A 22,131-nucleotide genomic window follows, 5' to 3' on the forward strand; every position below is an offset into this window, starting at 1 on the left:
GAAGTGGAGCAGTTCAAATACAGGCAATCGGCTGGAATTACCGCCTTGTCGGCAAGCATAGCTGATTTTCAATATAAGAAGCACTGTCATGAGGAGTATGCTATAGGCGTAACCTTACGCGGCATTCAGCAGTATCATCTGGACGGCAGTCTGCAGTCCTCCCGCCAGAACGGTGTAATGCTGTTTAATCCGGAGCAGAATCACGATGGGCGGTCACATGACCGGTCGGGGATAGATTACGTGATGATTTACATTCCTCCTAAGCTTTTTCTGGAAATGCTGGGGAAGAAGGAGGTTGTTCTCTTTGATACGCCGATTGTGTACGATGCGGGGTTGCGCCAAAGCATCCTGAAGCTGACGAAGGCGATTTTTAGCGGTGGGCCGGAGGCGCTGTGCCAGGAATTGCTGCTTGGGCTGGCGGGGCACTTTTCCGGGGTGGAGCTGCGTTCGGTTGGCAGTCAAGATCAGGCGTTTGTTCACAAGGCTAAGGAAGCGATCCAAGGAAATCTGGCACATGTGCTTAAGCTGGACGAGGTCAGCACGCTGTTCGGAATGTCGAAATATCAATTCATTCGCGCCTTCAAAGCTAGTACGGGAACGTCGCCGTATCAATATTTTTTGAATTGCAAGGTGGAGCGCGCCAAACAGCTGATTGAGCAGAACAGGGATGTTTATCTCGCGGTAACCGAGTGCGGTTTTGTCGATTTAGCCCACTTGAACAGGCATTTCAAAAACATTTACGGAACAACGGCCTTTGAATATATGTCGCATGTAGCCCCCTAAAATTCCCAAAATCACGATTGACAATATAAAACTAAAGAGGATATATTTTCATTAAATATTGCTGTGAAGATGTTTTATGGGAATAAAAATAAGCGGCTTAACGCGGTGTCCGCTCCCTTGCCGCCGAAATAATAAAGGGATCTCATCCGTACCGTATGCCGACTGCGTCAGGCCTGATTTCAGGGATTGATGAGGGTCGGTATTTTTTTGGAGGGCATTGCGCTGAAATACTAAATATCGACTATCGACCTGTGGTGAAAGAGGCTGTAAGTAGCAGTAATTGAATAACAGTAATAACCGCCAGCATTACAAGGATTGTGTATGATATATTGAATACAAATCCTGCTTTGGCGGTTACGGTGGCGATTGTGTATGATTAATCGACCACAATCCCTGCATTCGGCTGCTACGGTAGTGATTGTATATGATTTATCGAACACAATCCCTGCTTCGGCGGCTACGGTAGTGATTGTGTATGATTAATCGACCACAATCCCTGCTTCGGCTGCTACGGTAGTGATTGTGTATGATATATCGACCACAAATCCTGCTTCGGCGGCTACGGTAGTGATTGTGTATGATTAATCGAACACAATCCCTGCTTCGGCGGCTACGGTAGTGATTGTGTATGATTAATCGAACACAATCCCTGCTTCGGCGGCTACGGTGGTGATTGTGTATGATATATCGAACACAAATCCTGCATTCGGCGGCTACGGTGGTGATTGTGTATGATTAATCGACCACAATCCCTGCTTCGGCGGCTACGGTGGTGATTGTGTATGATATATCGAACACAAATCCTGCATTCGGCGGCTACGGTGGCGAGGTAAGCGATTGTGTAAAACAAATAATGAAATTCAACTAAACGGCCTTCGTCCTCAAATTTTTCGGACTGAGGCCGTTTTTCAATTTATTAATTGCAAATGATTATCAATATCATCTATAATAATAATTGTTAAAACAAGGAAAATGCCCTTGAGTGCATGAAAGGCAGAGTGTGAAGTGAATAAACCGGAGCAACTTGCAATGTGTATGTATAAATTAGAAGATGTTAAGCGCTTGGGAGCGAGCATGAGCTTTCCGGCGCAGGATCATAATTTACATACGCTGCTGCTTGTACTGGAGGCAAGCGGAAGCATCGAAATTGGAACCCGCCAGATAGTGTCCTTGCAGGATCGGCAGTTTTTTGTGATCGGGCCGAATACTCCGGTGAGCCTCAAGCTTGTCCCGGATCAGGAGCATCAGGCGGAGTACTACTGTATATGGTTCCATGTTATGCAGGAAAGTGAAGCAGGACATTTCACCCCGGTGGATATCGGTGATCCAGGGGAAAGGTTTATCGCCAATGATCCCTTTCTATTGGACCGGCTCCGCGAGATGGAGAGCTATGTTAGAAGCCATCATCATTGGAATAGGATGAAGGCGAATATTATTTTTCAGGAGGCATTGTTGCTTCTATTTCAAGGTGCCAGCAGTAAGAAACAGCTGGACATAAGCCAGGCCATAGCGAGGACGCTCGACTATATGGAGCAGTACTACGCCGAACCGATTAACCGTGAAAAGCTTGCCGCAATGGCAGGGGTGAGTTCGGACTACTATACGAGAGCCTTTAAGAAAATAGTAGGCAAGAGTCCTATGGAATATTTAAGCGAAATCCGCATCCATCGGGCCAAGCAGCTCATCCCTTCGGGCGATTCGATGCGAGCGATAGCGCAAAGCGTCGGGTTTAGCGACGAGTTCTATTTTAGCCGCAAGTTCAAAGCAATGACGGGCCGTTCGCCGATTACCTATCTAAAAACATTCAGACAAGGCCCCAAAATCGCTTCGCTGAAGCCTTTGCTGACCGGTCATTTGCTGGCGCTTGGCATCGAGCCTCACGCTTCGGTAGTGAACAGAGCATGCCCGGTAGCGACGGGGGCTGGCGGGACGATGAATATCGGTGAGTTGATGCCTGATTTGGATAAGCTGGTGGCGGCACGTCCGGATTTGATTCTCACCCGGGAACGGCGGGATTGCGGCAAGTCGCAAAAGGAGAAGATGTATGACCATATTGCACCAACGGTGACACTGCCTTTTTACGACAGCTGGCGCAATCATTTGCAGACGATTGCCAAAGTGGTCGATCGGGAACAGGAAGCCTATGACTGGCTGCAGCGTTATGAGCGGCAAAGTGCAATTACTCGCGACCGGCTGCGCAATAAATTAGGGGATGAGAGCATTCTCGTTGTAGGTATAAGCGGGGACAAAATTTGCGTATACGGGCAGCGCAATCTCGGTGCTGTTCTTTATGGAGATCTTCAGCTTGCTATGCCGGAAGGGGTAGCGGCCATTGCCCATTGTAAAGAGGTTACATTGGAACAGCTGGCGCAATTTGAAGCGGGTCACATCTTATTAACGAGCTACAAACATGATGGTACAGCTGTAACGGATTTGGCTATCCGTGAACAGATTGACGGATTATCGACCAGAGCAGCATGGCAGAAACTTAAGGCTGTACGGGACGGTGCTGTATACTCCATGTACGATAGCCGCCATCTCTATACGAGCTATAATTCATGGTCGCATAAGTTATTACTGGAACAAGCGGAGAGACTCCTGTTGTCAGATTCATCCAAAGGCTGGTCGTAATTGTCCATGTTCATTCGCCTCATATTTTGTATAATCGACAATGAGAATCAGTATCATTTACAAAAAAAGGGGAGAAAGACCGACCATGTTCAAAGCCAGAAAAGAGATGCTTCTGCTCATCTTTATATTATCGATAATACTAGTTATATCAGGTTGCGGTGCCAAGGGAGCAACGACAGAGACTTCACCCTCATCCTCCTCTACATCCACAACTTCCTCATCGTCCTCATCCTCGTCCGCATCCACTTCAGCCTCGGCAGAATCAGCGGCGGCGGACACGGCTAATGAGGTTCGCTCAATCGAGCATGCAATGGGTACGACGGAAATCAAAGGTACTCCCAAGCGAATAGTAACGCTGTACCAGGGGGCAACCGACGTTGCCGTTGCATTGGGCGTCAAGCCGGTTGGAATGGTGGAATCTTGGGTCGAGCAGCCGGTTTATAATTATTTGAAGCAGGATCTCGATGGAGTGCCGATTGTCGGCCTGGAGACGCAGCCGAACCTGGAGGAAATTTCAAAGCTTAAGCCCGATTTAATCATAGCATCCAAAACAAGACAAGAAGCAGTATACGATCAGCTATCCCAAATTGCGCCAACGGTCACAATAGAGGCACTCTATTCGTTTAAAGATACGGTGGACATGATGGGGAAAGCCATGAATGAGGAAGAGAAGGCGCAGCAGCTTCTTAAGGACTGGGATCGGCGCGTGCAAGATTTTAAGGAAAAAATTAGTCAAAAGACGGATATAGACTGGCCGAAGGAAGTGGCCGTCCTCAACTTTAGAGCCGATCATTCCCGCATTTATGTCAATGGCTTTGCGCCTGCTATTTTGTCTGAGCTGGGCTTTGTGTTCTCGGAGTATCAGCAGCAGGAGCGGGACAAAGGCGAAGTGGTGATCAGACTGATGAACAAAGAAGGAATTCCAAGCATGAACGCGGGTATATTCTATATTTTCAAATTCGACGATGCCGATGAGGAAGAGGTTCAGAAATCATATGAAGAATGGACGAGTCATCCGCTGTGGAAGAACCTGGACGCCGTGAAGAACGATCAAGTATTTATGGTCAATGAAGTGTACTGGAATCTTGGCGGGGGGATCATTGCTGCCAACCATATGCTGGACGAAATTTACGACTATTACGGCTTGGCCAAATAAATGATATGACAGCTCTTATTTCACGAAATTCATCGAAAATCATCGGCTTGGTGATTGCATTTTGTCTGCTTGTTGTTTTCTTTATGTCGAGCATTGCGTTTGGGCAGACGCCGATGACTCTGGGTACGGTGCTGGATGCTTTCATCCATTTTGATCCTGCTTCATCGGATCATATTATCATCCGTACGACCCGAGTCGACCGGGCTGTGATCGCAACGGTCATCGGAGCAAGCCTGGCCATCTCGGGAACATTAATGCAGGCGTTGACGCGAAATCCGCTGGCTTCGCCTAGCATTTTTGGCATTAATGCCGGAGCGGTCTTCTTTATCGTGATGGCGGCCACTTTTTTCTCTGCATCTTCTTTACTGCAATACATGTGGCTCGCATTTTTGGGGGCAGCCGTTGCGGCGGCCCTCGTCTATTTTCTAGGTTCATTAGGCGGTGAAGGGCTGTCCACTCTTAGGATCGTCCTGGCCGGCGCAGCCGTCTCGGCACTATTTACCTCATTTACGAGCGGTATGCTTGTGATTAGTGAAAATAGTCTTCAGGGTGTACTGTTCTGGCTAGCTGGCTCGGTTTCGGGAAGGACGCTGGATATGCTAGTACCGCTCTTGCCGTTTATATCCGGGGCTGGTCTATTGGCGTTTGGCCTTGGAAACACGATTAATATTTTGACGTCAGGGGAGGAAGTTGCCAAGGGGCTTGGCCAACGGACTACTCTTGTGAAGCTGCTTATGGCGGCTGCCATCGTTGTGTTGGCTGGGGGCTCGGTCGCGATCGGCGGCTCCATCGGCTTTATCGGCCTGATCGTGCCCCATATCGTACGCGGGCTTATCGGGATGGATCATCGCTGGGTCATTCCTTACAGCGCGGTGCTGGGAGCAGGCACGCTTTTGCTGGCGGATATTGGCTCCAGGTTTATCATTATGCCGCAAGAGATGCCCATTGGCGTGATGACGGCGTTCCTCGGGGCGCCATTCTTTATTTATTTGGCACGCAGGGGGTTCCGAGAGAGATGAAGCGGCATATTACGATACGGAATCGGTCCGGCACGGTATCCTCCCGGCTAAAGACAAAATGGGCCATCAGTTTGCTGTCATTAACAGCTATAACCTTAATTGTATTTATTGCCGGATTGTCGGTGGGCAGTACGATGATTCAGCCGCTGGCGGTGATGCAGCACCTGTTGGGATTCGGATCGGGCGAATACGATTTTATTATTAATACCCATCGCTTGCCTCGAATGCTTATTTCTTTGCTAGTGGGGGCTTCCCTTGGCCTGTCAGGCTTGATTCTGCAAGGGATTGTGCGCAATCCGCTGGCTTCCCCGGATATTATTGGGATAACAGGCGGGGCTTCGGTCGGGGCGATCGTCTTTATTACGTACGGTTTAGGGACGATGAGCATTAAGCTGCTGCCTCTGGCGGCGATCATTGGGGCGGCCGTAGTTTCTTTGGTGATCTATGCGCTGTCCTGGAACAAAGGGGTCACTCCGTTTCGGCTGGTGCTGATCGGAATTGGGGTGGCTGCGGTGACGAGCGGTTTGACGACGATGATGATCGTGCTTAGCCCGGCTGAAACGGCCAGTAAAGCTTATTCATGGATGACGGGGAGCGTCTATGGAGCGACATGGGATCATGTTCACTCGATGCTGTTATGGTTTGTCGGGTTTGCGCCGCTGGTATTGTTTTTTGCCCGGGCGGTGAATGTGCATGAACTGGGGGACGTAACCGCGGTTGGGCTCGGAGCCAGGGTGGAGCTGCTGCGATTGGGGCTTCTGGTCATAAGCGTGGCACTGGCCGGAGCTGCGGTTGCCTATGCCGGAGGCATAGGGTTTGTCGGGTTGATTGCCCCTCATATGGCGAGAAGGCTGGTGGGACGCTCTTTCGCGGGACTTGTGCCGATTACGATATTCATTGGCGGGCTTATTGTAAGTATTGCAGATATTATTGCCAGAACGGCATTTCTGCCTCTCGATATACCTGCGGGGGTGTTTACAGCGGGAATTGGCGCGCCTTTTTTTCTATATTTGTTGTTTAAGAAGCAGAGATAGGCTTTGTAGAAAGGTTCGATGGAAAGGGGGCTGCTTGAACGGGATGTACGGAATGAACGTAAAAAAGTCCTTGCTGGAACAGACGGAATGGGATTATTTGACCCAACATTTACGGCTGACAAGCACCGTGTCCGATGACAAGGCGCGCTCGATTTCCGCTGCGGATTTGCTGGACGAGGAGAAAAGCGGGCCGTACCTCGATCGGTTGGCCAGCGTATATCAATCACCCGCGAGAATGGTAACGGCATCGTTATTCGCCAAAAGATACGCAGCCATGCTAGTGTCCTCCGGGCTCTATGCGATGACGATGTATGATAAGGGGCTAAATTTGTCGATTGCCAATTGTCATTTGGAATCTACGATAATTGACGAGAGATGGATGCCGAATGTGCGATTATCCGATGTTTGGGTCACAGAGCCGGCAGGTGGTGACCGCAAGGCATGGAGGGATCAGGTCCTCCGTTTGATATTCGGCGACCATCTGGGTGCAGTGTGGCGCTCGATTTCCAAAGCGGCAAAAATTCCGCGCACTATTCTATGGGAGAACACGGCCATCTACGTATACGTTCTGTACGAGTCCAGGATGGCCGAGGAAGCGGATGAAGGCAGAAGATTGCAGGTGCAAGAGGATTTAGCCTATTTGACAGCCGGCGCTCCAGCAGAGTTGTTTGGCGAGAAACATAATCCGCTCGCTAAATATTACGGTCCCAAATGCATGGTCGAAGGAGTGGCCAAGCCAGTCCGCCCGCGAAAGACCTGCTGCTTCTATTATCAAGTGGATGAAGATGAGGACTACTGCAGCAGCTGTCCCAAGCGGAGGTAATGATTCATTTTATAACTCATATCGACATCGTGTTTGAACTTTGATGTTGATATGAGTTTTTTCGTGTATCGTCGATGAATATAACTGTGAAATTATTGCAAAAAGTCATATTTGAAGTCTATTTTTATCCATATAATAAACCCAATCCACGACGGAAGATAGATTTTGAGAAGGAAGGAAGAGTTGCGGTTGCGGGTTCAAGCTCATAAATTATTTTATGCGATTGGGTTTCTTCAGTTTTTCATGAGAGAAATTACCGGCACCACGTTAATTTTATTTCTTCTGGCCAAGGGGTTGTCGCTCCAAACAGCAAACCTTTTACTTGTTATTTCCTGTGGAGAATAGTCATCAGCCAATGGAAATTCTATTTACTACGGCGAATAGTATCCAGTATATTTCCGGATTCATTTGCGGTCTGTTGGGGGCGTTTTTCGCCGCATACAGTTACCCTCTTCCTTGGCTCGCCAGCATTCTATTTACTCTGTTAGCGATATGGCTATGCGTCTTCTATATGCATGAAAATAAGTGGGAGTTTACTCGAATCAAGAGTAGAAGTGTAGTCACTATCATTCGGGAAAGTGTCGGAATTAGTCTGCAAAACAAGTCGATAGGGATCATTTTTATAATAGGATTGTTTATCAGCTTCCCACAGCAATTCCCTTGTTCCAAAAATATCCTTCGGTTATAGTTGAGTATAAACGAATACGGTGATGAGAGGGACAAACATGGCAACGATTCATGATGTGGCATTAAAGGCGGGGGTATCGGTTACGACGGTGTCTCGCGTGATGAATAATCGGGGATATATTAGCGAAGCTACGCGCACCAAGGTGTTTTCAGCTATGGATGAACTGGGATACCAGCCCAATGAGATTGCCCGCTCTTTGCTCCGCAAGCAGTCGAATATTCTGGGGCTTATCGTACCTAGCGTGTCTCATCCGTTCTTTAGTGAGCTGGCGGATCGCGTGGAATATTACGCTTATCAGAAGGGGTATAAGGTACTGCTATGCAACTCGCAGCTTGATCCCGTCAAGGAGCGGGACTATATCGAGATGCTGAAGCGCAATCGCGTCGATGGGATTATTATGGGAAGTCATACTCTGGAGGTGGATGAATACATGAGTCTTCGTTCGCCGATCATTACGTTTGACCGGCAGATCGGGGAGAACATCCCTTTCATCAGTTCGGACAACTATGAGGGGGGGAGGCTGGCGACAGAAAGGCTAATTAGCCAAGGATGCCGCAAGATTGCCCACATTTGTGGCAATTTGCAGCTTGACCTGCTGGCAAATCGCAGGACGGATGCATTTGTCGATGTCGTCCAGCGTCATGGCGTCGAGTATCTCATTATTCAGACGGATATGAACGTATTTGACCAAGCGCGCTATGAACAGCTGCTGCGTGAGCTGCTGCTTGCGCATCCGGAAATTGATGGCATTTTTGCGACAAGCGATATTATCGGGGCATTTGCATTGAAAGAATGCGAACTGGCAGGCAAGCGAGTGCCAGAGGATGTCAAAATCATCGGCTATGATGATGTAAACGCGGCTCGTTGGCTATCGCCAGAACTGACCACCATTCGCCAGCCAATCGATGATTTCGGCAGGCTGGCCGTCGAACTGCTCAGTAAGCAGGTGGAAGGTGAGACTGTTGAAATCGGAAACGCATTGCCCGTGGAGTTAGTCGTACGGGGCACGGCTTAATCAAACGTATAGGAGCGCATCCATCTGGGATTCAAGATGGATGCGCTTTTTCGGCTGAGCAAACAATTTTTGAAAATCTATGTCAAACGGTTGACATATGCTAAAGGTTTGACATACAATTTGAATTACAACACTGCTGCAAGCGATTACATTTTTTTGGGGTATTAAGCGCTCGCAGCACCAAAAGTAAACTTTTATTAACTTTAGCAACGGGGGGAAAAGAATGAAGCGATTGAATGGGTTAAGCATGACGGCGATGGTTGTACTTTTGGCACTGATTGTGTCGGCATGTAGCGGCAATGGTGGAAGCAGCAGTACAAATAACGGTGGAGCGACAAATTCTGCAAACGGAGCAAACACCTCAGGTAAAGCGATCAAAATTACTCTATTGAACTCAAAAGGTGAAATTCAGGTTCAGCTTGAAGAGGCGGCGAAGACGTTCCATGAGGATAACCCGGATATTACCCTGGAAATCATGGCTGCTCCGGCAGGAACCTCTCCATTCGAGCGGGCTTCCACTTTGTATGCCTCAGGAAATCCGCCAACGATGATGATGCTCGATACAGGAGATGTAGAGAAGTTTAAGGATCGGATTCTTGATTTAAGCGAAGAGAAGTGGAATGCGGATGCTGTCGAGAATGCGACGAACCTGACGACATTCGACGGCAAAAATTATGGCTTCCCGCTAGCGATCGAAGGCTACGGCTTCATTTACAACAAAGCCGTTCTTGATGAAGCGGTGGGCGGAAGCTTCGATCCAGCGACGATAAAGACCAGAGACGACCTGGAGAATTTGTTCAAGCAAATTGAAGCGACAGGCAAAAAGGCGCTGATCATTTCGCCGATGGATTGGTCGCTTGGAGCACACTTCCAGCCATTGGCATATGCGGGACAGAACAAGGACATGGCCGAAGTGAACAAATTCATGGATTCACTGAAGGCAGGCACAGAGGATTTATCGGGTAACACCGTGCTGAATGGCCTGTTGGATACGTTCGATATGATGAAACAATACAATATCGACAAGAAGTCTCCATTAGCAGGTGTATATGAGCGCGGCCCTGAAGTTCTCGGTAAAGGCGAAGTAGGCATTTGGTTCCAAGGCAACTGGGCATGGCCGCAAATTCATGACTTTGACACCGCAAACGGAGCCTACGGCTTCCTGCCAGTACCGATTAGCAACAACCCGGACGATTACGGCAACCAGGAAATTTCATCGGCGGTTTCCAAGCGGATCATTATAGACAAAGAGAAGAGTACGCCTGAACAGCAAGAAGCCGCGAAGAAGTTCCTGAATTGGATCGTATACGAAGAGAATGGCCAGGACTTCCTGGTCAACCAAGCAAGCATTATTCCAGCGTTTAAGAATATCACGATTCCAGCCGCTGATCCGCTCGGCCAGTCTATTCAGGACTACATTGCCAGAGGCAAATCCCAAGAGTCGATGAGTACTCTTCCCGCGGATCACTGGGCCAAGGTCGGTGCTTCGATGCAGAAATATTTAAACGATTCCGGCGATCGGGCTACATTGATTAAAGAAATCGAAGAGTATTGGACAAGCGTGAAGTAATCTATTTACATCAGATGACAAGATGATAGTGATGGGTAAGAGCACATCGTGTATCTTATCCATCGCTTTCTTCACAATGACAGAGGAAAAGAGGAATCGTTATGATCAAAGAAAAGGAATGGTGGCCACGGCTTCGGACGAGATTGCTGTTTACCGGTCCGACCTTATTCGCTTTTCTTACCGTAATGATCGTTCCATTTATTTATGGTATTTATTTGACCTTCACGAATTGGGACGGCATCGCGACGACACATACGCTAGTAGGGTTCGAGAATTATGGAAAAGTGTTTCAAGACGAGGTCTTCTGGAAGTCCTTCGGATTGACGCTGAAATATGTATTGTTTACCGTCATCCTGGTCAACGCCGTTGCCTTTCTATTAGCCTTCGGACTAACGAGAGGATTGAAAGGCCAGAATATATTCCGGGCCGGGTTCTTCATCCCGAATCTGGTCGGGGGCATCGTGCTTGGTCTGATCTGGCAGTTTATTTTCTCAAATGTTCTGGTATTCATAGGAGAGAAGGCGGGAATTCCGCTATTCAGCACATCCTGGCTGGCTGATCCGCAGAAAGCCTTCTGGGCTCTCATCATTGTGACGATTTGGCAGTACGCCGGGTATATGATGGTCATTTATATCGCTGGGCTCATGAGCGTGCCTAACGATATATTGGAGGCAGCGAGCATCGATGGCGCCAATGGCTGGAAGAAGCTGCGGACGATGACTTTGCCGCTGATGGTTCCTTCGTTTATCGTTTGTATATTTTTGACGCTGCAGCGCGGCTTTATGGTCTATGACGTCAACCTGTCGCTGACAAAGGGCGGTCCCTTTAAGAGTACGGAAATGGTGTCGATGCATGTCTATGAAAAAGCGTTCCTCTCCCGTGATTATGGTCTAGGACAAGCGGAAGCGCTAGTACTCTTCCTTCTTGTCGCAGTAATTACGCTGCTTCAGGTGTATTTTGGGAAGAAGATGGAGGTGGAGGCCTAATGGACACGGCTCGTAGAGCATTCGCAGGGGTATGGTTGAAGACGATCGGACTAACTTTAGTGCTCGTACTATTTATTTTCCCGTTTATCTTTCTGCTCATCAACTCGTTCAAGGCCAATACGGCAATTACTTCAAATCCATTATCTCTGCCGCAAAGCCTGGATTGGACGAACTATCGCAATGCATTCGAGAAAATGAGTTATACCGCTTCGTTTATGAACTCGCTGACCGTAACGGTTCTAGGCGTAGCGTTAATTTCGCTGTTTGCCGCGATGACGGCGCATTACTTCGTGCGCAATCAGACTAAATTCAATCAGTATACCTTTATGATGATGGTTGCTGCGATGATTATTCCCTTCCAGGCGATCATGATTCCACTGGTCAAAATATATGGAACGCTAAGCATGCTGGACAACAAGTGGGCTCTCATCTACATGTATTTAGGATTTGGCAGTCCGCTGGCGGTGTTTATCTATCATGGATTCGTAAAGGGCGTACCTGCCGAATTGGAGGAGGCGGCTTTGATCGACGGCTGCACGCGTACGCAAACATTTTTTCGGATCGTGTTCCCTGTGCTGGCGCCGACAACCGCGACTATTTCAATCTTGAATGTACTGTGGATCTGGAATGACTTTCTTCTGCCGTCCCTTATTCTTGTATCTCCGCATAATCGGACGCTCCCGTTGTCTACGTTCAGCTTCTATGGGACGTATTCCGTGGATTACGGGCCATTGATGGCCGGATTGGTGCTTACCATATTACCGGTCATGCTCGTCTATCTTTTCGCTCAGAGATATATCATTCAAGGGGTTATGCAGGGCTCTATTAAATAAAGGATTTGTACGGGAGGAACTATGACTACTCAGAGGATGTATACGACGCTGAATGATGCTAACGAGTTCATTAGGGAATCAAAGCATCTGCTGAAGAACGATTACCGGTTGAACTACCACCTGATGGCCGAGTTCGGCTGGATGAATGATCCGAATGGATTTATTCATTATAATGGGGAATACCACCTGTTCTATCAACACTATCCCTATAAACCGGTATGGGGACCGATGCATTGGGGCCATGCCGTCAGCCGGGATCTTGTTAACTGGAGGTATCTCCCTGTGGCGTTAGCACCGGATGAAGAATACGACCGTGACGGTTGTTTCTCCGGCAGCGCGATTGCCAAAGAGGGCAAGCTTGCTCTTTTGTATACGGGACATGTGGTGACCGGTCCGAACCAGGATCAGGACTATGAGCAGGTTCAGGCACTGGCGATCTCGGAGGATGGGGTGAATTTCCGCAAATACGAAGGCAACCCGATCATCGGCCGTGATCAAATCCCGGAAGGAGTGAGCCGTAAGGACTTCCGCGATCCTAAGGTAATGGAGTACAATAACCAGTACTATATGGTTTTAGGCTCGAATGATGCACAGGGCAACGGTCTTGTACTGCTGTACCGCTCCAAGGACTTGCTGAACTGGACGTTTGTTAACATATTGGCCAAAAGTGACGGTACCTTCGGCGACAACTGGGAATGTCCGGACTTGTTCCTGCTGGGGGATAAGGCTGTTCTGATGATGTCGCCGCAGCGCATGCCGGCGCAGGGCGAGCAATACAACAATCTTCATTCCAACATGTATATGGTGGGCGCATTCGACTCCGAAGCCGGGACCTTTGCGTTGGAGCGTTACGCTCAGGTCGATCATGGCTTCGACTTCTATGCGCCTCAGTCCACGGTGGATGACCGGGGAAGACGCATCGTGATCGGCTGGATGGATATGTGGGAGCAGGACATGCCAACCCAGCAAGGCCATCATTGGGCAGGCGCGATGAGCTTGCCGCGTGTTGCGGAGCTGGATGGCGACCGCATTTTGTTCAGCCCCGTGGAAGAGATTGAGTCGAGGCGCAGCAACGCTTATGAGCAGGCGAATATTGAGCTGAGCGGGGAGAGGAAATTAGCGATCTCCGGCGACAGCTACGAGCTGCAAGTCGAGTTCGAAGCCGGGAACGCTGGGGAATTTGGCCTGAAGCTTCGAACAGATGAAGAAGGCCAAGAAGAGACGGTTATAGCTTATCAACAGGAAGAAGGAATGCTGCTGCTCGATCGGGAGCGGGCAGGCGCCGGGCCGGGCGGCCAGCGTAAAGCGGCTGTGCCCCTTCAGGAGGGTAAGCTGTCGCTGCGGATTTTCATGGATAAATCTTCTGTAGAGGTGTTTGCTGGCGACGGGGAAGTAGTTATGTCGGCACGGATTTACCCCGGTGTGGATTCCCGGGGCATTAAGCTGTTCTCAGCAGGCGTGAGCAAAGTAACGATGCTGCGAAAATGGGATATTTCCCAAGCGTAACGACAGCTATCGAATATTCGTATTCGCTGTGCCAGCGCTTGGATTAGATAGGACATCAAGCTCAAAGGCTTGTTTTGCAAGTTCAGAGCATGACATATGAGGGGGCGCTTGAATTGGCGACAGTGTATACGATTGGAGAAGCTTTAATCGACTTCATTCCTGACAGAAAGGGAGCAGAGCTGAAGCAAGTGGAGAGCTTCACGAAGGCGGCGGGCGGAGCGCCGGCTAATGTGGCGTGCGCGGTAGCCAAGCTTGGCGGCCATGCGGCGTTTATCGGCAAGCTGGGAGCTGACGCCTTCGGCGACTTTCTCGTCGAGAAGCTGGCCGCTAGCGGTGTGGATGTATCGCGCGTGCTGCGCACAAGCGAAGCAAATACTGCGCTGGCCTTCGTCAGCCTTAAGGAGGACGGAGATCGGGATTTCTCCTTCTATCGCAATCCAAGCGCCGATATGCTGCTGCATGAGAACGAAATTGGCAGCGGCTGGTTCACCGCTGGAGACCTCCTTCACTTTTGTTCCGTCGATTTAATCGACGCTCCGGTGAAATATGCCCATCGAAAAGCGATTGAGCTGGCCAGGCAAGCGGATGCGGTCATCAGCTTCGACCCTAATGTCAGGCTGCCCCTGTGGCCTGATCCCGAATCATGCCGCCGGGCCATTCATGAGTTTCTTCCGTTAAGCCATATCGTGAAGATCAGCGACGAGGAGCTGTCCTTCATCACCGGTCATGAGGATGAGAAAGAGGCGATCGCCTCGCTGTTCGTCGGGGATGTGCAGCATGTAATTTATACGCGCGGAGCGGCCGGGGCCACCTGGTTTACCCGTGACGGACTTGGAGTGTCCGTACCCGGAAACCGGGTGGATGTCGCGGATACGACGGGGGCCGGCGATTCGTTTATCGGGGCGCTGCTGTATCAGGTGCAGTTGGCGCCCTATGGGCTGGCGCAGCTGAAGCGGTTTGACCGCGAGAGAGTACAGCAATTGCTGAAGTTCGCCAATGCCGCCGCGGCGATTACGGCAAGCCGTCCAGGGGCAATTGATGCGCTGCCGTCTTTGCAGGACGTTGAAGCATTCCTTGGAAGCGACCCGAGCTAAGCCGACTGAAGCGGGGTGTCGATTCAGGCGGGCCGAGCTAGGCCGACTGGAGCGGGTTGTCGAACCAGGCGACCCGAACTAAGCTGACTGGAGAGGGTGGTCGAACCAGGCGACTCGAACTAAGCCGACTGGAACGGGTGGTCGAGTCAGGCGACCCGAACTAAGCGCACCCGGCCTTAGCGGGAAGAAGCAGCATCATAGGAGCGACCCGCGCCGAATGATCGGTATCGTACGGAGGGATCACCTAATTATAATAATAAGATCAGGTTACCTGGCTACTTTGGTAGTAAGGTGACCTTTTTTACTTTTAAAATAGAAGCATGTCATCTGCTAAGGCTGGGCTTTAATGCCGTACATCTCCATTACCGTATTTGTGTCGAGGATTTCCGCAAATTCATCGTTCAGATTGGACAAGGCCATCGCCTGAATCTCATTTGCGGTATACTACTCCCCATGCAGCCCCTGCCGGTCAAACATCGCAATGACTATTTCATGCGCCAGGGGCTGGACATTTTCCACAAAATCACTCGTGCTGTTGGCAGGATAAAATAGCGATTCCGGCTTGTCCGAAATATGCTTTATGAAAATGTTGTTACCTATCTTAAGTTAAGACCTAAAGTGGCCTATCCTTACGGCGGATTCAGATTTGAAAAAAAGGCCCCCCTGAAGAACACACCGCCGCTCAAAAGACATGACACGCCTGATATGTTATAGTAATCATTTGAATATGTATTCGATGATTCACAATATTACGAAATCCATTTTTGTGCACAATACAGATATACAGCTAAGTTGCACAGCGGTTACTCCAAGAATAACAGCTGCGCTAAGATGGAGGATATCAAATGAATAAATTTGCAGGAACTCGCTCTAAGGCTCGAGCGGATTCCGCTGCTCACGTTTGGCTTTTGATTTTGGGCATCATCTTTTTGGCTACCAACTTGCGGGCTCCGATTACATCTGTGGGCCCTTTGGTTGAAATTATTCGCGACGACTTGGGTATTTCCAATACACTTGCCGGACTGATTACTACATTTCCTTTAATAGCTTTTGCCTTGCTGTCTCCGATGGCGCCGAAGCTGGCCCGCCGTTTTGGCACCTCGCTTGTACTTTTTGTATCCGTCATTTTTCTCGGCATAGGCATACTGATAAGATCGTCCTGGGGCATAGGTGCGCTTCTGCTCGGAACCGTCCTGCTAGGCCTGGCTATATCGGTTTGCAACGTACTGATGCCTAGCTTAATTAAAGAAAAATTTCCGCTGCGTATCGGGCTAATGATCGGTGTATATTCCGTAGCTATGAATTTGACGGGGGCGATTGCATCGGGCGTCAGCGTGCCTATCGCCGCGGGGGCAGGTTTTGGCTGGAAAGGGGCGCTGGGCATCTGGGCGCTGCTTGCTCTAGTCACTTTAGTGTTATGGGCCCCTCAGCTGCAAAGAAAGGGGAAACAGGCCCGTCTATCGGCACAGCTGGACAAGCCGGTTAATGTATGGAAATCGGCTCTTGCCTGGCATGTGACCTTGTATATGGGGCTGCAATCTCTGCTGTTCTACGTCGTTGTAACATGGCTTCCCGATATATTAAAAAGCCAGGGCATGAGTGCGGATTCAGCAGGCTGGACTCTTTCCATTATGCAGTTGTCAGTGCTGCCGATTACTTTTATTATGCCTATTATTGCGGGACGGATGAGAAATCAGGTGGGGCTGGTCATTGTCATCGTCCTCTTCTTCTTTGCCGGCCTGAGCGGGATTCTTTACGGGAACGGAACGTTCACCATGCTGTGGACGATTATGATTGGCATTAGCCTGGGGAGCTCCTTCAGCCTGGCTATGATGCTGTTCGGATTAAAGACGACGAACGCCTATGATGCCGCAGAGCTGTCGGGAATGGCTCAATCTGTCGGTTATTTGCTGGCCGCGGTTGGGCCGACATTTGTCGGCTACCTGCATGATGCGACGGGCGGATGGAAAATGCCCCTGTATTTCCTGCTTGTGGTGGCCTTCCTTGTGCTGGTGTTTGGTGTGGCAGCTGCCCGGGACCGCGTCATATCCTCGGCGTAATTGATGTCCTGCAGTGATAAAAAAAGGAGCCCGCAGTAAACTGCCCCCTATAGAGTAGACACTTTAAAAAGATCACTCTATAGTATACAGTTTGATTACTTGGCGGAAGGCTCCTTTTTTGCATATGCCATGGTGAATGAACTCAAAGCTCGATGTGCAGCATGGGATTTTCGCGAAAGCTCATCATTTGCATAATATACTTTTTGTTGTCTTGAAGGAAGCGTCTGCCCCCTTCTTCATAGGGATGATATTTCATGGCAGCGATGTAGCTCATCGTATATTGCTGCCAATTTGAAAAGTTAGCCTTTATCAATGCAATAATTTTGGCCGCATAATCCCACGTTTCATCTCCTCTTAAATATCCTACTTGCCTGCCGATCATGCATAAATACATGGCCCACGAGAAATCATATGCTCCGATTCCCCCGGATGGCAGGCGGCGGAAATACTTATTCACTACAGCCATTTTAAGGATTCGTTCCTCGTCTTCAATGGACTCCATATATTGGTTTCGTTGGGCTTCCGTAAGTACGGAGAACCGGCGCGCATCCTGCTCAAATTCGTGGCGGCGGCCGGTGGCGATCAGCCAGTCCACCTGTTTTAAAAGCGTCTCCTTATCATAGATTCCATAGCTTGACAACATGGGGCGTACTTTGCTCCGATTATTATACTGCCTGGTTGGATTTACGATGAAGTATCCTACATCTTTCCCTATGGAGCATAAGGAGATTACGGCATTAATATAGGGCATCCATGCTTTGCGTTCATTTGGATTGCTAAGATCCATTGCACGTTTCCTCCATCCCTGTATTAGTTATATCGAACAAATCTAATTTGCCTGCGCAGTTCGATGAGCACGAAGACCAGGAGCAGCAATTCGGCAACCAGTCCGAGCCATAAGAACACTTTTATCATCATCGGGAAATTCGCATCCTGATTGTGCTTGCTGATATTCTCCTTGGTGTTGATGTAGTAATTCGACAGAGGGTGATCCTTCAAGTATCTCGTTTGCCAGCCTTGCTGGGCCCATGTGTCGATTTGCTCAGCTAAGCTTTCGGAAGCTATGACATTTACTTTGCCTGCCACTTCAATCGTCCGCCGTTCGTAGATTTCCATAGCCTGATCATAGTTCCCCACGATAAGGATCGATTTGTTTCCCAAATAACCGATGCAGACGTATCCGCTTAATTTATCCATCAGCCCTCCACTTTTTGCTTCATCATTCGGCAAGTAATAGAACGGGTGGCCGTTTGCGTCTTTATACTTAATTTCTAGTATGTTCAAAAAAATAGCATTGGTCAGCTTAATTTGAACGGCATGTTCCCCTGGAGGGAGCGATTCCAACTGATCAGCATCCGTAATAGTTATCACTTCTACAGGATTAGTAGACAGTTTTGAATAGGTCCACAGGTTCACTCCGGAATATTTGCCGACGACATCGTTCATTATGATAAAAAGTACAAACATCCCGGCGATATAGAGCCAGCGTTTGGAAAGAAACATGATTGAGGATCTTTTTATCCGGCTGAGCAAAGAGTGTCGGCCCAGCTCCCGGTTGATTTCGATTCGGGCATCGCGGCGGTTTTTGCCTTGGAGCAAATGCAAATTTTGTTCTGTATGACGATGAATTTCCGACAGATACAGTATAGCTTCGATATCATCTTTATCCAGAACCAAGGCTTGATTCAACATTTGCTTGGCCTGTTCCAGCTTGCCGAGCTTCATGTAGCATTGTCCGCTCAGGGAGAGAGCTTCTGTATTTTCAGAAGAAGTATCCAGCACCCGCTGGAGATCCTCTAAAGCTTCGGATGCCAGGCCTTGTTCCAGCAGAAGCCGGGCGCGCAATACGAGAGCATCCCGGTTATCAGGGTCGAGACGAATATGCTCATTACAGGAAGCCAGTGTTTGCTGCAAATCACCGGTCCGGCGATAAAATTCGGTTTGCAGCCGGATTAAATCGCGATCCTCTTTAAACATAGCCAGTGCATCCTCCAGATGAAGGCGAGCGGATTCCATATCGTTATCTTTGAGCGCCAGCGCCGCCGCTTCCCGGGCATGAAGGAAAGTATCATGCTCGATATCTTCTGCTTGGAGCAGATCATAGTAATCCATATGGATGTCTGAAGCTTCAACGACAATGCTGGCATATACGGCAGGATATTCCAGGGAGAAGTCTTCATATTCTGCTGCGGTATTTTTCCAAAGAAAAACCTTGTCAAGAACACCCCAAATTTCCGGCGGCAAAAAGTAATGCTCCTCCACAAATTCCAGCATCCGCTTAGAAATAACGCGCTTATATTGGAGCTCCCACATAATATCTGAATTTAACAACACGAGCCATTGGTCAGGGTCGAGACGTGAGGAGTAATGATTGTATAAAGACTCCACCTGTTCCATGAATTCAACTATGGGATGCTGGGTCTTATCGAAGTACTCCTCATAGTAATCATCTTCGTCATCATAATCCTCGTCGTAGTTGTCATCGTAGGGGTGGTAGTCATCCCCGTCTTCATCCAAATCTTCAGTTTCATCAGCATCCTCATCGTTGCCGTTTTTATTATCGTCTACATAATAGTCCCATTTCGGGAGACGAGGAATAAACGGGGGACTCGTGTCGTCGTCATGCTTATCTTCGTTATCGGCATTGCCATCGCCATCGCCGCTATCACCATCACTGTCACTGTCACCGCCGCCGTGTGCATCACTGAGATCGTTACTGTGAGCACCACTGTATGCATCACCTTCACCGTCACCGTGAGCATTACCGCCACTGTGTGTATCACCGACATCGTTACCATAGCCATCGCTGTGAGCGTCATCGACATCGTTACCATCACCACCACCATCACCGTCACCGACATAGTTGTTGTCATATTCATCATCATCTTTGAATTGGCCATCATTATGTTTATCATCTTCGGCTTCTGCGCCATGTTCGCTATAATGCTCTGCGCCAGCGGATGAGGGCTGGTGGTGCTGCTTCTGCTGTTCTTTCTCCTGCTCTTTCTCCTGTTCTCTCTCTTGCTGTAGTTGCTGTTGCATTTGCTGCTGCTTGGCCAGTTTCATAGCAAGGTCATAAGCTTCCCGCAGCCGCTGGTATCCAGTAGGATCATCCTCGGGATGATGAACCTGCAGCTTCTTCGCATAGGCTCTCCGGATGACCGATGTATCGGAAGTTTGGTCTATCCCAAGAGTTCTCCATATACTCAAAAGTAGTCACTCCACTTCTCCAGATGCTCGAGCTGTTTGCGCAGTGTTATGGCCGCCTTATTCACTGCATGCTCATCCTGGGAAGCGAGCACTCGTTCAAATTGCTCCAGCAGGAAGGCGATTTCCGCTCTTTTCTCACCCAGCGCTTCTTCATAGAGCCGCTCCCCTTTGGCCAAGAGCAGCCGGTTTTCACTGCGCTCGCGTGGATGAATCTTAATATCCTTCAGTTCATTCAGGCGCTGGGCAATCTCTTCAGCGGTCATTTTGCCGGGGTTCTTCTCAATAATGATCGTCTTCTTCTGTCCGGTGCTGCTGGTCGTTACCTCGACCTCCAAAATCCCATTAATGTCATAGGTGAATCTTACATCAATGGATTGCTCGCCCGCTTTGTCCTTTGGCACCTCGACTTCGAGCTCGCCGATCATAATGTTGTTTTCAACGAGCCGGCTTTCACCTTGATAGACTTTGACACGAATCGCCGTTTGCTGGTCATGTACTGTGCTGTAGGATTGCATCTTGCTGACAGGGATGGGCGTATTGCGCTCGATGATGGGATCAAAATGGCCGCTTTCATATTGTTTTTGGGAGCCGGTTTGCTTTGAAGTTTCAATGCCAAGCGTATAAGGGCATACATCGGTCAGAACGACTTCCTTCAAGCTTTCGTTTCTCTCTTTGAGAGCGACTTGGATCGCAGCTCCGAGGGAGACTGCTTCATCTGGATTAATGCCGGCGTAAGGCAGCCGGCCGAACATTTTGCTGACGATGGATTTAATAATCGGCATGCGCGTTGCTCCCCCGATGAGGATGACGGCATCCATGTCTCTCGGCGACAGGGCGGCATCTCTTAGCGCTCGTTCAATAGGATGGCGCAGACGCAGCATCAGTTGGGCCGAAATTTTTTCAAATTCATGGCGATCCAGCGTCAATTCATGCGTGGTGTCATCGAGGGTGAAGGTCATTTTCCCGGTCAGCTCGTCGCCGAGCATCCGCTTGCACACTTCAGCCTGTTTAAACAGGGCAGAGCGGGCTTTAAGATCCATCGACGCATAATCGAGCCCTTTCGTCTGAACGAAATAAGAGACGAGCAATTCCGTGAAATCCTCGCCGCCCAAATAGTTGTCTCCCGCAATCGATTTTACTTCCATTACGCCTTCGAAAAACTCCAGAATCGATACGTCAAAGGTGCCGCCGCCCAGGTCGAATACCAGAAATTTAGTTTCGGATTCTTCCTGGTGCAGTCCGTACGATATGGCGGCTGCAGTCGGCTCGCTGATCAGCCGCTCTACCTTCAGCCCGGCGAACTCGGCCGCCCGTTTTGTCGCTTTGCGCTGCGTATCATTAAAGTACGCGGGCACACTAATAACTGCCTCGGTAACTTCTTGTCCGAGGAAAGCTTCTGCATCGGCCTTTAGCGACTTCACCACGAAGGAAGACAGTTCCTCCGGCGTGAAGGAGTATTTTCCCAACCGATAGATTTTCTCTGTCCCCATATAGCGTTTGAAGGTAGACGCCGTAAGATCGGGGTGGGTCATCAGCCGTTCCTTGGCGATTTGCCCGATCAAAATTTCTCCATTATCATCTACGCCAACTACGGATGGAGTCAAATGCTCTCCGTAAACGTTCGGTATAATTTTTGGGCCTTCGTCAGTCCAGTAGGCGACAAGACTGTGAGTGGTCCCCAAATCAATCCCAATTTTAGTCATCCAGGCAACCTCTTTCTCAT

General features: G+C 49.3%; 16 protein-coding genes. 13 read left to right on the forward strand and 3 right to left on the reverse strand.

What is annotated here, in order from left to right:
* Nucleotides 1-3: 3 nt before the first annotated feature.
* From G358_RS0110690 to G358_RS0110770, 13 genes are all read left to right on the forward strand, one after another.
* On the forward strand, nt 4-783 hold the full coding sequence (locus tag G358_RS0110690; RefSeq protein ID WP_019637210.1) for an AraC family transcriptional regulator: 780 nt from the start codon (nt 4-6) through the stop codon (nt 781-783).
* Nucleotides 784-1,857: 1,074 nt separating this feature from the next.
* The gene (locus tag G358_RS0110695; RefSeq protein WP_240480004.1) at nt 1,858-3,414 is read left to right on the forward strand and encodes a helix-turn-helix domain-containing protein; all 1,557 of its coding nucleotides are present in this window, start codon (nt 1,858-1,860) and stop codon (nt 3,412-3,414) included.
* A gap of 85 nt (nt 3,415-3,499) precedes the next feature.
* Entirely contained in the window at nt 3,500-4,570 is a 1,071-nt protein-coding gene (locus G358_RS0110700) for an ABC transporter substrate-binding protein (protein ID WP_026342200.1), read from the forward strand.
* A 5-nt stretch (nt 4,571-4,575) separates the two neighbouring features.
* Nucleotides 4,576-5,589, forward strand: coding sequence for a FecCD family ABC transporter permease (locus tag G358_RS0110705; protein WP_026342201.1), 1,014 nt, complete (start codon nt 4,576-4,578; stop codon nt 5,587-5,589).
* On the forward strand, nt 5,586-6,623 hold the full coding sequence (locus G358_RS0110710) for a FecCD family ABC transporter permease (protein WP_019637215.1): 1,038 nt from the start codon (nt 5,586-5,588) through the stop codon (nt 6,621-6,623). The genes G358_RS0110705 and G358_RS0110710 overlap by 4 nt, the downstream gene beginning before the upstream one ends.
* A 52-nt stretch (nt 6,624-6,675) precedes the next feature.
* Nucleotides 6,676-7,446 carry a (2Fe-2S)-binding protein gene (locus G358_RS0110715; protein ID WP_026342202.1) on the forward strand — a complete coding sequence of 257 codons (771 nt, stop codon included), beginning with the start codon at nt 6,676-6,678 and terminating at the stop codon, nt 7,444-7,446.
* Nucleotides 7,447-8,171: 725 nt separating this feature from the next.
* On the forward strand, nt 8,172-9,149 hold the full coding sequence (locus tag G358_RS0110730) for a LacI family DNA-binding transcriptional regulator (protein WP_019637219.1): 978 nt from the start codon (nt 8,172-8,174) through the stop codon (nt 9,147-9,149).
* Nucleotides 9,150-9,372: 223 nt separating this feature from the next.
* The gene (locus G358_RS0110740) at nt 9,373-10,719 is read left to right on the forward strand and encodes an ABC transporter substrate-binding protein (protein ID WP_019637221.1); all 1,347 of its coding nucleotides are present in this window, start codon (nt 9,373-9,375) and stop codon (nt 10,717-10,719) included.
* A 101-nt stretch (nt 10,720-10,820) separates the two neighbouring features.
* Complete coding sequence (locus tag G358_RS0110745) at nt 10,821-11,705, forward strand: carbohydrate ABC transporter permease (protein WP_019637222.1); 885 nt, start codon at nt 10,821-10,823, stop codon at nt 11,703-11,705.
* Nucleotides 11,705-12,538, forward strand: coding sequence for a carbohydrate ABC transporter permease (locus G358_RS0110750; RefSeq protein ID WP_019637223.1), 834 nt, complete (start codon nt 11,705-11,707; stop codon nt 12,536-12,538). The genes G358_RS0110745 and G358_RS0110750 overlap by 1 nt, the downstream gene beginning before the upstream one ends.
* A 21-nt stretch (nt 12,539-12,559) precedes the next feature.
* Entirely contained in the window at nt 12,560-14,044 is a 1,485-nt protein-coding gene (locus tag G358_RS0110755; protein WP_338042686.1) for a glycoside hydrolase family 32 protein, read from the forward strand.
* Between the two features lie 113 nt (nt 14,045-14,157).
* Nucleotides 14,158-15,138 (forward strand): carbohydrate kinase family protein, encoded by a 981-nt coding sequence (locus tag G358_RS0110760; RefSeq protein ID WP_019637225.1) that lies wholly within the window; start codon nt 14,158-14,160, stop codon nt 15,136-15,138.
* A gap of 845 nt (nt 15,139-15,983) precedes the next feature.
* Nucleotides 15,984-17,198 (forward strand): CynX/NimT family MFS transporter, encoded by a 1,215-nt coding sequence (locus tag G358_RS0110770; RefSeq protein ID WP_019637227.1) that lies wholly within the window; start codon nt 15,984-15,986, stop codon nt 17,196-17,198.
* A gap of 142 nt (nt 17,199-17,340) precedes the next feature.
* On the opposite strand, the gene G358_RS0110775 is transcribed toward G358_RS0110770, so the two are convergent.
* The 3 genes from G358_RS0110775 to G358_RS0110785 are packed head-to-tail and all read right to left on the reverse strand — an operon-like array spanning nt 17,341 to nt 22,111.
* Nucleotides 17,341-17,985, reverse strand: a complete 645-nt coding sequence (locus G358_RS0110775; protein WP_019637228.1) for a DUF1266 domain-containing protein — start codon at nt 17,983-17,985, stop codon at nt 17,341-17,343.
* Between the two features lie 23 nt (nt 17,986-18,008).
* Nucleotides 18,009-20,408: a J domain-containing protein gene (locus G358_RS0110780; RefSeq protein ID WP_019637229.1), complete on the reverse strand. Its 2,400-nt coding sequence runs from the start codon at nt 20,406-20,408 to the stop codon at nt 18,009-18,011.
* Entirely contained in the window at nt 20,405-22,111 is a 1,707-nt protein-coding gene (locus G358_RS0110785) for a molecular chaperone HscC (protein WP_019637230.1), read from the reverse strand. Before G358_RS0110785 ends, G358_RS0110780 begins: the two co-directional genes overlap by 4 nt.
* Nucleotides 22,112-22,131 lie beyond the last annotated feature (20 nt).

Source organism: Paenibacillus fonticola DSM 21315 (assembly GCF_000381905.1).
GTDB classification, from domain to species: domain Bacteria; phylum Bacillota; class Bacilli; order Paenibacillales; family Paenibacillaceae; genus Fontibacillus; species Fontibacillus fonticola.